Genomic DNA, 16,368 nt, shown 5'->3' on the forward strand with positions numbered 1-16,368 from the left:
CGTCGTCATCACGGCTGCGACCTCGGCCTCGTCCGCCTGAACGGCCTCCGCGATCGTCATCATCATCATCGTCATCACGGCTGCGACCTCGGCCTCGACCACCTGAGCGACCACCGCGATCATCATCATCGTCGTCATCACGGCTGCGACCACGACCTCGTCCGCCTGAGCGGCCACCGCGATCGTCATCATCATCGTCATCATCGCGACTACGGCCACGACCTCGTCCGCCTGAGCGGCCACCGCGATCGTCATCATCATCGTCATCATCGCGACTACGGCCACGACCTCGTCCGCCTGAGCGGCCACCGCGATCGTCATCATCATCGTCATCACGGCTGCGGCCACGACCTCGTCCGCCTGAGCGACCACCACGATCATCATCATCGTCATCATCACGGCTGCGGCCACGACCTCGACCACCTGAGCGGCCACCGCGATCGTCATCATCATCGTCATCATCACGGCTACGACCTCGGCCTCGGCCACCTGAACGGCCACCGCGATCGTCATCATCATCGTCGTCATCACGGCTACGACCTCGGCCTCGTCCGCTTGAACGGCCACCGCGATCATCGTCATCATCGTCGTCGTAACGGCTTCGGCCTCGACCACCTGAGCGGCTACCGCGATCGTCATCATCGTCGTCATCATCACGACCGCGGCCACGACCATTACGGCCATCATTTTTATGGCTTAATGCACCCGCTTCACGCGCTTCTTCAGACGTAAATTCATGAGCGTTACCACTTGCATGGGCTGCTCGGCCAGCTTCACGAGCCTCTTCAGAGGTAAACTCATGTGCATTACCACTCGCGTGAGCAGCTCGCCCACCTTTGCTGGCTATTTCTCGTACTCTTTCAGGATCCATACTTGCAAATCCACGATTTGAAGTACCTGTTCTATTGTTATCATCATCTTCATATCTAGTATTAGCCATAGTTATATCTTCCTATATTTAATTATAGTCACTACCGCTTTTAGTTAACGGATTTAATAACAATAGAATATCTATAATATTTTCCCACCCAAGTGATGTATCAATCCTTTTAAATGTATATCAATCAAAAAATGAAATTTCTTATAAACATATTATTTTTAAAATATTTTAAAAATTTTAATTATTAATAATTTTACTCTTTAAATATTGGATATACTCATTATTACCTAAGAGCACACTACAATATATTTTTACAAACACAGTTAAAATATTTTAACTGATAACAAAAAATTTCAAAATGTACAAAACAGTAAACTAACACAACACCAGATCTATTGAGAAAATAACAAGCAAACAATTATTTTAATTAAAAACAATAACATATATCATTACATTTTCAGAATTAATTTACTTGAGAGATTAATATGAATATTTAAAACTAATTTTAATAAGATGGTTTGAGTAACTTAACTATGCAATTAAAAAATCAACAGTCAACTCTACAATATATCCATATTTCTATCCCTGAAATTTTACTAGGACATATTAAGTCCAAAAACTCATGGCAGGACTATGACAAAGAATGGAGCTATAGATTAGATCCTCCGCATGCGAGCCATCCCTTCCAAAGAGATTTACATATTATTAAGTCAAAGAATATAGAGCAAGAAGATATAAAGTTATTGCTTGACAATATCATTATTAAAAATAATAAAGAAACACAAAATATTGAAGGCGCCAAAAAAATTATTAAAGAAATTTTAGACTTATCCAATAATATATCTATTGAAAACTGGTTAGAAGATACTGGAAATAGATCCATTATTGAAAGTATGATTGATAAGAACAAAATCAAATTAATAGATATTATTTAACTTTTAAATATAAAATATTTTTTTTACATCCTTATAAATAAAATAACAAAGACAACTTATTAAAAAATTCATTTTACTCATATTTACGTAGTAACAGCGCACTATTTATAAATTAGATATTTAACCGAGGTATTTGAAGTATGGAAAACACAACAAATCAGTATCCAACATCTGCACCAGCACAAGTTCAATCTCATCAACCAGGCGATCAGGAAAAAATGCATCCTGAACCTGAGATTATAAAAAGCTCCCATAAAGGTAGCGATAAGTTAAAAGATAAAGTTGCCGTTATTAGTGGTGGCGATAGCGGTATAGGTCGTTCTGTCGCAGTATTGTTTGCCCGTGAAGGTGCGGATATTGCCATCCTTTATCTTGAAGAAGATAAGGATGCCGAAATCACTAAACAACTTGTTGAAAGAGAAGGACAACATTGTCTTTTATTAAAAGGTGATATTTCTGACCCAGATGTTGCAAAACTCGATATTGATAAAGTTCTACAACATTATGGAAAAATTAATATTTTAGTGAATAATGCTGGCGTGCAATATCAACAAAAGGAAATTGAAAGTATTAGTAATGAGCAATTAGAAAAAACATTTAAAACTAATATTTTTCCAATGTTTTATCTTACTAAAGAAGCTATTCCATATATGGAAGAAGGCGACAGTATTATTAATACGACCAGTATTACTAGCTATCAAGGCCATGATGAGCTTATTGATTATGCAAGTACCAAAGGTGCGATTACGACTTTTACACGTAGCTTATCGAACAATTTAATGAAACAGAAAAAAGGAATTCGGGTAAATGGTGTTGCACCAGGTCCGATCTGGACCCCATTAATCCCAAGCAGTTTCGATGCAGAAACCGTTAAGGAATTTGGTAAAGACACACCAATGGGAAGAATGGGACAACCAAGTGAAGTTGCACCTGCTTACCTATTCCTTGCCTCAGATGATGCAAGTTATATTACAGGTCAGGTGATTCATGTAAACGGTGGTCAAATCATAAATGGTTAATCACTAAGATATAAAAAAGCCCTGAAAGATAAATCTTTCAGGGCTTTTTTTTGTTTATTAAGCTGGTACCTGAGCGGCTATTTGTTCTCGTGACCAAACACGATGAGCCATAATCAGTTTTTTGAATTTTTCAGCAATAGGCTGGAATTCATCTTCAACTAAAGTACCCTCATCGGCAACTAAACCTAGTGGTTCAAGCAAATCAGATTTATTACCTAAAAACGCAATTGGTTTTAAATGCTTGTAAGCTTCGAGTACATAATGGCGTGCTACGCCATCTTGCAGCACGGCATTTAAGTTATCGCCATCAGGAATAATCACCGCATCATAAGCAATTGAAGGTTCAGCCATTTGCATACCATCAGCCACAATAATGTTGTCTTTATGGTCTTTTACTGGAGCCAAGCTCGGCGCTAGTAAATGAACAACCGCACCTTCTTTAATCGCCCAATTTTTAATAGCTTCAAGTGTATCTGACTTCACAAGGTTATGAATAAGCACAGCAACTTTTCGGCCTTGAATATCTTCTGGTGGGAAAGCCAAGAAAGATAATTTAGCCGATTTTTCAACTGCGGTTTTCTTATAATCTAGAGTCAAATCAGGAACTTCAATTCCTAAGTTAGCACCTACTTGTCGAGCTAAGTCGAGATCGATATTTGCCAAAATTTGTTGAACTTGGCGCTCACGAATGTGTTTTCGTTGCACTTTACTTAATTCAAAAGTATAGGCATCGACCACATGCTTTTGCTCATGAGGGGCAAGGCTCTTGTAGTAAAGGCGCGGTTGTGAAAAATGATCGGAAAAGGTTTCACTTCTTTGACGAAGTTTGTGTCCACTAATTTGTTCAGGATAGCTTTCAAAACCACCATTTGAAGCAGCAGGTGGCGTTTCTGCTGGCCAATCATTATCAATTGAGTTTGGTTGATATGAAGCCTGCCCTTTATGAATCGTATGTTGGTGGATACCATCACGTTGATTGTTATGGAATGGGCATACTGGTTTATTGATCGGAATTTGGTGGAAGTTCGGTCCACCCAAACGACTTAACTGTGTATCGGTGTACGAAAATAAACGTGCTTGTAGAAGTGGGTCATTTGTAAAATCGATCCCTGGCACGATGTGTCCCGGACAGAAAGCCACCTGCTCTGTTTCTGCAAAGAAATTATCTACATTTCTATTTAAAACAAATCGGCCGATTGGAGTCACTGGAACCAACTCTTCAGGAATAATTTTGGTTGGGTCTAATAAATCGAAGTCAAAGTTCATTTCATCTTCTTCTTCGACAATTTGTACACCCAATTCCCATTCAGGATAAACCCCATTCTCAATCGCTTCATAAAGATCTCGACGATGGAAATCTGGGTCTTTACCTGCAAGTTTTTGAGCCTCATCCCACACTAAAGCACTTAAACCTTGTTTAGGGGTCCAGTGGAATTTCACAAAATGAGATTTTCCTTGGGCATTAATAAGACGGAATGTATGAACACCAAAGCCTTGAATTGAGCGTAGATTACGTGGAATAGCACGGTCTGACATTGCCCAAATTACTGCATGAGCTGACTCAGGGACTAAAGACACAAAATCCCAGAAAGTATCATGGGCAGTTGCTCCTGTTGGCATTTCTGTATCTGGTTCAGGTTTTACCGCATGAACAAAATCAGGAAACTTAATACCATCTTGTACAAAAAACACTGGTGCATTGTTGCCGACTAAATCGAAATTACCTTCTTGGGTATAAAATTTAAGCGCAAAACCACGAATATCACGAACGGTGTCAGCAGAGCCACGTGGTCCCTGCACTGTTGAGAAACGTACAAAAATTGGAGTTTGAATGGTTGGGTCAGTCAAAAAACCGGCTTTTGTTAAGCGTTCATTTCCTTCATAAGCCTGAAAGTAACCATGAGCACCCACGCCACGTGCATGCACAATACGCTCAGGAATACGTTCATGGTCAAAATGAGTAATCTTTTCTCGTAAAATAAAATCTTCTAATAGTGTCGAACCGCGAATACCTGCTCTTAAACTATTCTGGTTATCAGCAATTTTAACCCCTTGATTTGTGGTTAATGCTTCATTAGTTGCATCATCTCTGACTGAGTCTAATTGTTCAGTTTTTTGGGTAGTATTGGCTTTATTTGCAGCGTCAGCACCAGCCATTTCACTTGTTTTATTTGTTGATTTAACATTATCAGTCATGTTCATTACCTATGTTTTTAAAGTTAAACGTGGGGTGAATTAAAAAACTTCAAGAGTTAGTTTTGTTAAAGGAACTTAAATATGGAAAAAGGAGTTCGACGTATTTACGAGTACTCCAAAGTCCAATGCTTTTATGATGTGAATCGGGGGCCAAAAACGGAGTTAGCTTGCATATTTTTATGGCAAGATCATGTGATTTCTGAACACGCTCTTGGAGTGCATCCAGTTCGCCATCGGAAATATAGCTAAAGAGATAATCTTGAATACGCTGGCTATTCTTTAATTCCCTGCTATAGGCCAAGAAGTTAGAAGAATGATCACTACCAGCAATCCAATCATGAATAATTTGACGTTCTACAGGGTTAAATACCCCAAACATTTTTCCATTTTCTTCATTAATCATTCGCCAGAACACACTCTGTTCAGGGTCGGTATTAAATTTAATCCACTTGTGATCAATAAGATGTGTAACCAGCCCTTTAACGTCTTCTGGATTTGATAACCATTGGTTAATCGTTTTACATCCAAACTGTCTAGTTTCGTTATGAATGAGCTGCCCCACGAGCGCTTTTCTTTTTAAAATTTTAAGGACTAAATCTTCAAGATTTAAATTTTTAATAATTTTTGAAGACGAAACCCCATGGCCATTAAGCGCAAAACCGCGCTTCAATTTATTAAAGAAAAGTTCTTTATCTCTGTATTTATCGTAAATATTTTCTATAACTTTAATTGCTTTATCTGCATGCCCGTTATCAATGTTATCGATAGTGATGTGCAAATTAAAATATTTAGAATCAATACCCAGTTCAGCAAGCTCATAATTACTAATGAGTAGATGTAGTGGCAGTTGCTCATAACCCAAATTAAAGCCGACAATTTCAGGAATGAACTCAGGTGGAGCATAACCAAGCGCCAGCTGAATCACGGCATTATGATAATATTCATCTTCTAATAGCAGATCAAAACTATCGAGTCCTAAGCTACGTAGCAAGTCATCATAGATACAGACATGGTTTGCTTTCGGCTCACCTAACCCCAGCTCTTCCAAATAAGTAATAATGAGGTCATGAAAAACCGGATCGTTCCAGTAGTGAACTGAACTATATAGCCATGCACCATCTACTTTTTTAGTTGGGGAAACCTTAATTAAAAATTCGAATGCCTGACCAACATTCTTAAAATACTCTCTCTCACCCCCGTTTTGTCTACGGTTTAGGTAAGTCTGAAATAATTCACAATTTTGTTTATTATCGTTTTCACACCATTGTTTAACCGTATTTATAGTTGCAGGAAAATCAATTTTCTTTTGATCTATTTTATCAATTTCTTTATTAAGAAAATCTCGTGCCTTCTTTTCTTTTTCAAAACTAGAAATATCAGGATCAAGGAAAAAAACAAATAATTCGTAATAGTTTTGTTGATTATCTTGTAATAAGTCTAATAATCTTTCTTTCACTACAACAGGCATTTCTATTCTCCTTTAGTGAGATATAAATTACCATACTTCAGCTAAACTATAATCCCAGCCTATCTTTGTTATATTATGTTATTAAGAAATAACCTATAATTTTAAAAGCGTTAAATTTCAATTAGATAAAAAATAACACAAAATTACATTCTCACCTTTAGAATTATTTAAACATCTGTTTTTATAAAAAATATATAAATAATAAATTTTAATTACATTTAAGTTACTTTAAAAATCATAAAGTTTAAAAACTTAACAAAAATAAATTAAAAATAATCTTATAACTAAATTAAAAAGAGTTTTAAGGAGAAAACCAATGTTTAATTCATGTTGCAAATTACTCGCACAAGAAAAAATTAAAATTGCACTTTTTGAAAGTGCTTCTGCGGGCTATTTAGCTTATCGCTTCTCTTTAAGTCCCTATTCAGGTGATATTCTTATTGGAAGCTTAGTCAGCTATGACTTACGTGTCAAAGAAAATACACTTCATATCTCACGTGAACTCATTGAAAAATATACACCTGAATCGATGCAAGTCACTGTGGAGATGATCAAAAAAGGCAAAGAACTCCTACATGCCGATCTTTATATTGCCTGCACAGGCCTCTTAAAAAAAGGAGGTTCTGAGACTAAAGAAAAACCTGTAGGCACCTTTTTTTATTCTATTTATTATAAAAATAATTTTTATAACTTTAGACGGCTATTTAAAGGACCAGCATGCCTTAAAATTAGACAACTTATTTATTGCATTTCTAAAGATATAGAATACATAATATTAGATAATAAAAAATAAATTCATTTTAATAAAAGATAACATATACACATTTAGAAATGACCATTGCATTTATTTAACACCACTTTACTCAAATGTAATTTTGTCTATCTTCATATTAATTATGTTTACTGATAAAAGTTACATTTTATAGAAATCAAGGTTTTATTTATTTTTCAGAGTTACAGTTAAATATAGGGTAACACCCCAAGGCTACACATTAAAAAATTTCATGTTTTAATAAAACTATCTGAAGCTCTCAGATAAAACACACATCATAAATGATATGAGGTAATTAAAGATGAGCACTACTAATAATCAAAGCAATCAACGCGATAATCAACAGCAACAACAACAGCAAAATGACAACCGCAACAATCAGCAACAGCCAAACGGCAATCAACAGCAACAAAACAATCAGCAACAACAGCAAAATGACAATCGCCGCCAACAACAAGGCTCGAATCAAAAAGATTCAGGCCAACAAAACTCAAATAACAATAATCAGCAACGCTAATCCGATGCTGACTTAAATGTCATTTGATGCGGTCATTCATTTTATTTAGGAAGGTGCCCTCACCTTCCTAAATTTACCATAAGCATAAAATTAAATAATAGATGAGGAAAAACTGATGACAGATCAAAATAGCGATCACGCACGACTGCCAGCCGGCGACCATAATTATTCTGACACTTATTGGCGCGAAAGTTACCTTACTCGTCCTTATTATCAAGAAGCTCAGCTTACTACTCCCGATCTCGATTATGACCGAGACTTTTCGACAGCCTATGAATTAGGTCATCGTGCACGTGCTGAATCGGAACAAGGCACTCAGTTTGAAGATGTCGAAGGCGGCTTGGAACAAAAATGGGAAGAACTCAAAGCTGAATCTCGCTTAAAATGGGAACATGCTAAACAAGCAATTAAAGATGCATGGAATGGAAGATAAGTTGTTTTTATAACATTCTCTTTTGGTCCAAAAACTAAGAGCCTATTTCCGATTGGCCCTCGGAAATAGGCTTTTTTATATGCCACTATTTAACTTTCTTTTTTCTTAAAATATTCAATAATTTCTTCTCCATTATTGACTGGTTTTACTGGAGAAGAATGTGTTTCTTCATAGGCGTAGTCAGGTAAAGCAACTTTAGTCTGAATTGGCGGTAATTTTTCTTGTCCACCTGTAGTAATTCTTTCAATAAAACCTGCAAGCCACAGCACAAATTCTTGTGTATTTTTACTCTTTGGAATAAGGCTTAAATCCAATTTAATTTTAGATTCCTGTAAGGGTTTAATCAGTAAGTCAGCAAAATCAATGTAATTGTATAAAAGCTTAAGCTTTGTCCCCTTAAGCTCATGTCTGAGTTCAATCATCAAATTGTTAAGGTCCTCCATAGGCTCATCTGTAAAGCCTTTTTTCTCTTTAACATTTTGATAGATTTTCTCAGCTATTCTTAAGTACTGGGGCATATCCTTACCTTTATAAAACTCTCATCATTAAAATGAATTTTGGATGAATATAAGTAATTTATTGTGTTTATTTTATTAATTTTTTGAAACTATAATTTAATAGCGAAACAATTCAGTAACAACAAATTATTCAAAAGATAATATCAACCTAATTCATTGATTAATTTTATCTTTTTATATAATTATCTTTTTTATTGTGTTACATATTTTATAGAAATTAACGATAAGAAAACTCACGTAAAAGTAAGTTTTCTTTGATGAAATAATTATGAGTTTTTATCCATTTGTTGAGGAACGGTTGGATCATTAGAGCCATGTGTTCCATCATCATCTGTTGAATGTCGATCTTGGCAAGCACTCATACCCATCGCGATTGCAAATACCATACTCACTGCACAAAAAATTCTTAACATTGAGATCACCCTGATTAATCTTAAGATGTAAGCTTATGAATAACATTATCTTCTGTTGCCTACCGCAGTGGTTCTCTTAACTTTTGTAGATTATGCAAGCTTTTGTAAAAATCAAAATTAAATAAATGATCAAAAAATATCATTCTTGCAATTGATATTTTAATTAAATTTTGGCACTAGCTAATTAATTCAGATTGTCATATTCATGAAAGTAAAATTATTCATCCTTTCCGAGTTTGTGTCTTATTAAGTCAATGATTACAAACAATATATAAATTAACAATTAATAAATATTTGATATATAAACATTAAAACTCAATTATAAAGATTAGGTATAATAATTAATCAAACCTTTAAATACCAAATAATCAGTTATTTTATTAATCAGAATTTAAAAATATTAATATTTGTTTATATAAACCAATCTTTTATTTTTGCAATTGACCGGCTTTAACACTCAGCTTATGATGCTCCCGCTGACCTATTTTGTCAGTCGGTTTTAGCAGATCGTCTACCTAAGTGCACTAAAAACACGTTTTTTGGTGTGGAGCCCCTCGTGCCTTTGACGGAGGAACGGGAGTGGGACACCTTCGGGTGTGCTGGTTTCTTAGGTATCAGTCTGCTAACCCTCTTTCGTTTCACCACCATAATTAATAGCAGTGATTGGGCGTAACTTCTTTTATCAAGGAGTCTCTAATGACTATTATTTTATATCATTTTATTTTTCTTAAAATTTATTATCTTATCGTTCAGCTTAAAACACTTTTAAAGAATTCCTACCATCTTTTTACCTATCCAAACTTTTATCTTTATACGGAAAAAATCTCAAGATTTAACGCCAACTAAAGATTAGAACATCTCTATACCAAATCGAACGATAACAACAACCAACTAAGAGCAATTATGATGTTTTTTTTATATCGTATTGTTTTAATGAGCATCCTATTAATAAGTTCTATAAGTTTATTAGGTTGCAGATCTATCAGTAAAAATGAATTTAACAGACATTGTGTGTGGGCAGGACGCGCACTTTCGCAATGCAATTGTATATATAACTCTTTAGAAGAACATTATTCGCCACAATTTGTAGAAAACTTACCTAAAGTAAGCTTACAAAATATTGATGCGGATATGCACTTTGTGGAAACGATGAATGAAACCATGCACCAATGTCAGTTAAGTGCCAGAAAAAACTTAATTAACTAATCTTTGCCTGCTCTACCAAGAAATCTAAAAATGCCCTTACACGTTTAGGGACATATTTGTCATGTCCTATCCAAACAGCATGAAATTCTTCAGAAGCATTGATATTCCAGTCTTCAAGAACTTTAACCAATAGTTTTTGCTCTAGCGCTTTTCTAACTTGGAATTCATTAAGCTGTGCAACCCCAAGACCCGCAAGTGCTAACTGTAAGATTGCTTCTCCATGATTTACTCTCAGCACTTTAGTAGGTGCAAGCGTGATTTCTTGCTCATTTTTTTTAAAAAACCATGTTTTATTCTGACGCTGATAACTTACATCTAAAAGCTGATGTGCATAAAGCTCTTCTGGGTGCTGCGGACAACCATACTTTTCAATATATGCAGGTGAACAGACATAATGTTTCTGTGTGCTTCCGAGTGAGCGAGCAACCAAATTTGAGCTTTTTAAAGGCCCTGTCCGGATTGCAACATCAATCCGTTGCTCAACTAAATTAATGACTTCATCACTCAAATGTGCCTCTAATTCAATTTGTGGATAGCACTCGTTAAATAGAGAAATACAAGGCAATAAAAAATGCGTCCAATATGAAAGACTGGTATGAATTCTAATTCGCCCTTGCGGCATGTGATTTGCAGTAACTGATTGCTCTAGTTCATCTAAGTTATTGAGTATGTGAATGCCTTGCTCATAAAACTGACATCCTTCACTGGTAAGCTGAAACTGGCGTGTTGAACGGTTAAGCAATCTAACGCCAAGTCTTTTTTCCAACCGAGAAATTAACTTACTGACCGCAGACGGCGTAATGTCACAAGCTCTTGCAACGGCAGAGAAACTCCCAAGCTCGACCACTCGAATAAAAATTGCCAACTCGCCAGACCGATTAATATCAAAATATGACATAACAAAAGCTATTTATGAATTTCATTCACAAATCTTATTCCGCTTATGTCGCTATAACAAGCCAGCAATTTGTTTCAAGATAACTTTAATTCGTTTTAAAGAGTTCACGAGATGAAACTTTATCAACCCGCCCTATTCTCTCTCGTTTTATTTACGAGCTTTGCACAAGCAGAAGTACAAAAGAGCCAATGGATTACCACTTGGGCAGCCAGCCCCCAAAAAGTCTGGAATAAAGATTTCGTTTTCCCGACCAATATTCCAGAGCAAATATCTAATCAGACCATCAAACAAATCAGTCAAATTAGTTTAGGTGGTGACGCTGTTAGGCTCATTTTTACCAATCAATATGGGGATCAACCGTTATATATTGATAAAATAACTGTGGGGCTAGTCAAAGGACAAAGTCTAAAAGCTACGAGTGCTTATCCTGTTTATTTTTCTGGGAAACTTAAAGCACAAATTTTACCTGGCAAACAACTGATTAGTGATCCAATCCAGCTACCTGTTCCCGATCATGCGCAGTTAATGGTAAATAGCTTTATTGAAAAGCCCACTACATTTAAAACTTTTCATTGGGATGCGAAACAAACCAGTTGGCTCATTACGGGCAATCAGACCGCGAACTTAAATACGCCTAGCAGTGCCAAAACAACAACTGCACGGTTATTATTATCGGCTATTGAAGTAAAACCGAAGCATAAAGCACATGTTGTTGCAGTCATTGGAGACTCAATTACCGATGGAGCAACTGCAACTTTAGATGCAAATACTCGATGGACCGACTTTTTAGCTAAGCGCTTATCGCCACATCAAGTCGCGGTCATTAATAGTGGAATTTCAGGAAATCGACTACTCACAGACGGTATGGGTGACAGTGCTTTAGATCGTTTGAAAAAAGAAGTATTTCAATATTCAGGTGTGAAAACATTAATTGTTCTGCTTGGTATTAATGATATTTCATGGCCCGGTACTGCTTTTGCACCTAAACAAAAAATACCAACTTTTGAAGCACTCACCCAAGGTTATAAACGTGTTGTAGATGAAGCACACCGCCAAGGTATTCAAGTGATTGGGGCAACTTTACTTCCATTTTCAGGTGCCTTACCCAATACACCGTTAGATAATTATTACCAACCGAATAAAGACCAATTACGTCAGCGCATTAATCACTGGATCAGAACCAGTCATACATTTGATGGAGTACTTGATCTTGAGCAAGGTTTAAAAGACCCTAAACATCCTGATCGATTAAATCCAATTTATGATTCGGGTGATCATTTACATCCGAATGACCGTGGTAATCAACAAATGGCAAATCTGGTTGATGTAAACCAGTTACTCCATAATTAATGTCTAGATACAGGTAGGAATTTGCTTCCTACCCGTATTCATATTGATTAATTACCCTCTAACTCGACATTAAGTTTTGGTGTAATAGGCTGTTTTTCAGCTGCATATCGTCTTAAAACCATGACGGCGAAAAGCGCTAAAATTGCAGGAATTGCGATCATCACAAAGTTCATCTTATGTGGTAACTCTAAACCCAATAACAGGCCCGTTAAGATAGGTCCAACAATAGCCCCAATTCGACCTACACCAGAGGCACAGCCAATCCCAGTAGAACGCACACTTAGTGGATAATATTGTGCAACATAACTATAAAGAAGAATTGAAGTACCAATTGTTGCTGCTCCTGCAACAGTCACTAAACCATATAAAACATAGGCTGGTGAGTTAAAACCTAAACCGACTAAAGCGACAACACCTGCCAGTAGCATTCCCATAATTACAGGTTTTAAATGGAATTTATCAGATAAAATACCGCCACCGATTGAACCGATCATTGCCCCCACATTTAAGGCAAGCAAGAATAAAATACTCTTTCCGAGCGAATAGCCTGCTGCCAGCATGAGTTTTGGTAACCAGCTACTTAAGGCATACACCATGAGTAAGCACATAAAGAATACGAGCCAAAACATGAGTGTATTGAAAGCACGGCCTTGCTGAAATAATCCCTTTACAGAACTACCTGTGGGTACATTATCCTCATTAAGCACTAAGTGCGTAGTGATCGTTAGGTTTTGTTCAGGTGAAATCTTTTGAATAATGCGCTGTGCTTGCTCAGTCTTACCCGTCTTAACTAAAAAGGTTAAAGACTCAGGTAAAAACTTCCAAATGACAGGTAATAAAAATAGTGGGATACCGGCAATTAAAAACATAATTTGCCATCCTTGACTTTCAACCAAATAACTACCAATTAATGCTGAAAGAATCCCGCCAATTGCATAACCACTAAACATACTCCCCACCAGCGTACTTCTTATACGTTTAGGTGCATATTCGGATGTAAGTGCAACTAAATTTGGCATGACCCCACCAATACCTAGTCCCGCCAAGAACCGAAGTACCCCAAACTCAAGTGGGCTTGATGCAAAAGCACCTAAAAAGGTGAAACCACTAAAAAAAGTCACACAGATTAAAATTACCTTTTTACGGCCTATTTTATCTGCCAATGTTCCAAAGAACATCGCCCCAAACATCATTCCGCATAGTGCCGTACTTGCTAACATCCCCGCCTGTACAGCTGTTAACGACCACTCTTGCATTAGCAAAGGCAATACAACGCCATAAATCACCAGATCGTAACCATCAAAAATAATAATTAATAAACACCAAAGTAAAATACTCCAGTGAAAAGGGGTAAATCTGGCCTGATCAATAACTTCATTTACATTTAATTTAGATGTTGTCATTTACTCACCTCCTTTGTGAGATAAATTCATATTCAATTTTTTAAAACGACATATTGCACCCTAAAGAAAAAACAAATTATTCAAGGTCTTATTGAATAAATTAAAAGTCATAACTCGCCATCATATTGAAGCGGTTATCAATCCCGTTACGTCCATCAAAAGTTTCTCGTTCGCCATACACATATTCGACGCCCAAGGTAATGGGTTTGTATGGGTTATACAGTGCATTCACCCAGCCCTGCCAAAGCTCTTTATTTTGAGTGGTGCTATTACGTTGTAATTCAGCAAAACGGTTATCATCTTTGGCTTTCATATAGCCGTAGCCTACAGTCGAGCGAATTTGCGGTGTAAATTGATGAGTAATACCGAAAGAAACAGTATCAAATTCATTGCTATGCATATTGTTTTGATCATCTATTGCATAGCCGCTGTTACTCCATAGTAGGAAACGCCCATCTCCTTTGACATGGTAATAATCGGCTTTGATTAATGTATCAGGTGTAATTTGGTATTTACCGCCCAAGCCTACGCCCCAAGCGACTTCCTCATCATGATTAGTTCTCTTTTCGGCAACAAAACTACGTCCCGATAACATCGATCCATTAGTAAATTTATGATTTAAGCGCCCTACCAAGGCTGGTAAGCGCATTTTATTGTCAGGATCTGAGGTCGCAGTATATTTCGGATCTTCAACCGATATTGCAAAGCTTGTATTTGCCGTTAAGTTATCGCTATAGCGAACTAGCGGTGATCTTAATAATGCACTGCCTACAAATGTGCCCGCATCAATCGTTTCCGGATAATATTCAGGTGCAATAAATGTTGACCACGTTTGACCGATAAGCCATTTATCAAACGTTAAATAAGCATGGCGTATTCGAAACTGATCACGAGTGGCTGCCCCAAAGAAGTCCATTTCTAACTTTCCACCCACATCACCCACAGCAGTTGGGGTTTTAAAATTCAACCCGAAACGTGTCACATTAACCGTACTGTGCAACTGGTCTTTTTGTGCAGATTCTTCTGGCGTGTTCTCAAGTGGAACACCGCTAATATTGTTATACATCGTAGATGCCCCTTTCATTTGATAAGAAGCATCTGCTCGTATATAACCATATAAGTTAAATTCTGCACCAGACTTGGTTAAACCTTGCCGTATTGGTGGTACGGGTACGGCTTGAGAAGTCGCTGAATTTGCTAGTTCCACTCGTCCTTGCGATAAAGATTTTTGCGCCTGCATATTGGCTTGTAACATAGCCCGAAGTTCTTTTACTTCTTGGCGAAGTTGTGCTATTTCAGGATCTGTTTGACCTGCAAAAGCAGAAGACACAAACAGGGTCACAGAAACAGCCAATAGGCTTTTGGGAACCGTTGTATTTAAAACTTTCATCATGAAATTTTCCTTTTGATCTTTAATTCGACTTAAAGATCTCGACATCCTTTTTGTTATGTACCTATCTAAAATAGGTGCTTAAAATTTGCTTTTCTTTCACAAGAAAGACCTTCAATCATATTTTTTAGACAAAACCTCCCTAAAGCGGCCTGAAAACCACTTTTAATTTGTTTTTAAGTAAAGCTAAATCTTCTAATTTTTTTCAGTTTTTATATTCTCTTCCTCATTGAGAATATGCAGGTTTTATATCCGTATTAATGCTTCCTCAAATCCATTATTTTTTCGCAATAAACCCTTGATAGGTCAAAATTTGTGTATAAGGCTGTACACTTTCAAAACCAGTTTTTTCTAAAAGTTTTATATATCCTTCAGTGGTTAGGCTAAAAAAGTCTTGCGCCATACGCTCTAACATTTTTTGACATTGTTCTTCTGTTAAGCCTTGTGCCAAGCATAAATAACGTAAAGCTTGAAGATGCTGTGGATTTACACACGTCATTAAATCGTAGGTCAGCAAAACAGCTTTTTCTTTTAAGCGATCATAAATATCTTTAAAGAAAACAGGTTTTATATCATCTGCAATAAAATGAGCCACAAGAATAGAAAGTGCAGCATCAAAGCAATTCTCAAGAGGTAAAGCTGACGTTTCACCGTGAACAAAGGTGACTTGAGAAGATTTATCTAAAAGTTCAACCTGTTCCTGAGCTTTTTGCAGCATAGTCAAAGATGGATCAACTGCTGTAAATTTCCAGTTCGGATGACGTTTAAGTAAATATTCGAGTTCATACCCCGTGCCACAACCCACAATTAAAATATGAGCATTTGGTGGTAACACTGATTGCAAAATGGCATCCACCTGTTGATGGATCACCTCATAACCCGGAATTAATTTACGAATATGTTCGTCATATCCTTCGACTACCTTTGGGCTATTAAAGTCTTTTGCCATTTTGCTTATCCTCTATTTAAG

General features: G+C 36.8%; 16 protein-coding genes. 7 read left to right on the forward strand and 9 right to left on the reverse strand.

Annotation, left to right across the window (positions count from 1 at the left end):
* Positions 1-940: KGG domain-containing protein (locus QLG01_RS17445; RefSeq protein WP_282497031.1), on the reverse strand; the 940-nt coding region annotated here is incomplete at its 3' end.
* A gap of 473 nt (positions 941-1,413) precedes the next feature.
* Between QLG01_RS17445 and QLG01_RS17450 the strand changes: the two genes are divergently transcribed.
* Complete coding sequence (locus QLG01_RS17450) at positions 1,414-1,815, forward strand: DUF6367 family protein (protein ID WP_282497032.1); 402 nt, start codon at positions 1,414-1,416, stop codon at positions 1,813-1,815.
* Between the two features lie 140 nt (positions 1,816-1,955).
* Positions 1,956-2,834, forward strand: a complete 879-nt coding sequence (locus tag QLG01_RS17455; protein WP_282497033.1) for an SDR family oxidoreductase — start codon at positions 1,956-1,958, stop codon at positions 2,832-2,834.
* Positions 2,835-2,891: 57 nt separating this feature from the next.
* Here QLG01_RS17455 and katE read toward each other — a convergent pair whose 3' ends face one another.
* Together katE and QLG01_RS17465 are read right to left on the reverse strand one after the other, a co-directional pair.
* A complete protein-coding gene (gene katE / locus QLG01_RS17460; RefSeq protein ID WP_282497034.1) occupies positions 2,892-5,036 on the reverse strand; it encodes a catalase HPII in 2,145 nt (714 codons plus the stop codon).
* 43 nt (positions 5,037-5,079) lie between these two features.
* Positions 5,080-6,498, reverse strand: a complete 1,419-nt coding sequence (locus tag QLG01_RS17465; RefSeq protein ID WP_282497035.1) for an iron-containing redox enzyme family protein — start codon at positions 6,496-6,498, stop codon at positions 5,080-5,082.
* Between the two features lie 316 nt (positions 6,499-6,814).
* Here QLG01_RS17465 and QLG01_RS17470 point away from each other — a divergent pair, with 316 nt between their 5' ends.
* The 3 genes from QLG01_RS17470 (at position 6,815) to QLG01_RS17480 (ending at position 8,220) form a co-directional block, all read left to right on the forward strand.
* Complete coding sequence (locus tag QLG01_RS17470; RefSeq protein WP_282497036.1) at positions 6,815-7,291, forward strand: CinA family protein; 477 nt, start codon at positions 6,815-6,817, stop codon at positions 7,289-7,291.
* Between the two features lie 280 nt (positions 7,292-7,571).
* Positions 7,572-7,787 carry a hypothetical protein gene (locus QLG01_RS17475; RefSeq protein WP_005304252.1) on the forward strand — a complete coding sequence of 72 codons (216 nt, stop codon included), beginning with the start codon at positions 7,572-7,574 and terminating at the stop codon, positions 7,785-7,787.
* Between the two features lie 115 nt (positions 7,788-7,902).
* Positions 7,903-8,220, forward strand: a complete 318-nt coding sequence (locus QLG01_RS17480) for a hypothetical protein (RefSeq protein ID WP_004793048.1) — start codon at positions 7,903-7,905, stop codon at positions 8,218-8,220.
* Between the two features lie 89 nt (positions 8,221-8,309).
* Here QLG01_RS17480 and QLG01_RS17485 read toward each other — a convergent pair whose 3' ends face one another.
* Together QLG01_RS17485 and QLG01_RS17490 are read right to left on the reverse strand one after the other, a co-directional pair.
* A complete protein-coding gene (locus QLG01_RS17485; RefSeq protein ID WP_032052224.1) occupies positions 8,310-8,738 on the reverse strand; it encodes a hypothetical protein in 429 nt (142 codons plus the stop codon).
* Positions 8,739-9,004: 266 nt separating this feature from the next.
* On the reverse strand, positions 9,005-9,151 hold the full coding sequence (locus QLG01_RS17490; protein ID WP_005304246.1) for a hypothetical protein: 147 nt from the start codon (positions 9,149-9,151) through the stop codon (positions 9,005-9,007).
* Between the two features lie 903 nt (positions 9,152-10,054).
* Here QLG01_RS17490 and QLG01_RS17495 point away from each other — a divergent pair.
* Entirely contained in the window at positions 10,055-10,357 is a 303-nt protein-coding gene (locus QLG01_RS17495; protein ID WP_005304244.1) for a hypothetical protein, read from the forward strand.
* On the opposite strand, the gene QLG01_RS17500 is transcribed toward QLG01_RS17495, so the two are convergent.
* Positions 10,350-11,255, reverse strand: a complete 906-nt coding sequence (locus QLG01_RS17500; RefSeq protein ID WP_282497037.1) for a LysR family transcriptional regulator — start codon at positions 11,253-11,255, stop codon at positions 10,350-10,352. The two genes, QLG01_RS17495 and QLG01_RS17500, sit on opposite strands and share 8 nt — an antisense overlap.
* A 111-nt stretch (positions 11,256-11,366) precedes the next feature.
* On the opposite strand from QLG01_RS17500, the gene QLG01_RS17505 reads away from it, so the two are divergent.
* Positions 11,367-12,605, forward strand: a complete 1,239-nt coding sequence (locus QLG01_RS17505; RefSeq protein WP_282497038.1) for an SGNH/GDSL hydrolase family protein — start codon at positions 11,367-11,369, stop codon at positions 12,603-12,605.
* Between the two features lie 47 nt (positions 12,606-12,652).
* Here the strand turns inward: QLG01_RS17505 and QLG01_RS17510 are convergent, their stop codons facing one another.
* The 3 genes from QLG01_RS17510 to QLG01_RS17520 form a co-directional block, all read right to left on the reverse strand.
* Entirely contained in the window at positions 12,653-14,008 is a 1,356-nt protein-coding gene (locus QLG01_RS17510; RefSeq protein WP_086266178.1) for an MFS transporter, read from the reverse strand.
* A 100-nt stretch (positions 14,009-14,108) separates the two neighbouring features.
* Positions 14,109-15,398 carry a DcaP family trimeric outer membrane transporter gene (locus QLG01_RS17515; protein WP_282497178.1) on the reverse strand — a complete coding sequence of 430 codons (1,290 nt, stop codon included), beginning with the start codon at positions 15,396-15,398 and terminating at the stop codon, positions 14,109-14,111.
* A gap of 277 nt (positions 15,399-15,675) precedes the next feature.
* Complete coding sequence (locus tag QLG01_RS17520) at positions 15,676-16,347, reverse strand: class I SAM-dependent methyltransferase (protein WP_238517570.1); 672 nt, start codon at positions 16,345-16,347, stop codon at positions 15,676-15,678.
* Positions 16,348-16,368 lie beyond the last annotated feature (21 nt).

It is taken from the genome of Acinetobacter sp. V89_4, from assembly GCF_029967875.1.
Lineage (GTDB): Bacteria > Pseudomonadota > Gammaproteobacteria > Pseudomonadales > Moraxellaceae > Acinetobacter > Acinetobacter oleivorans.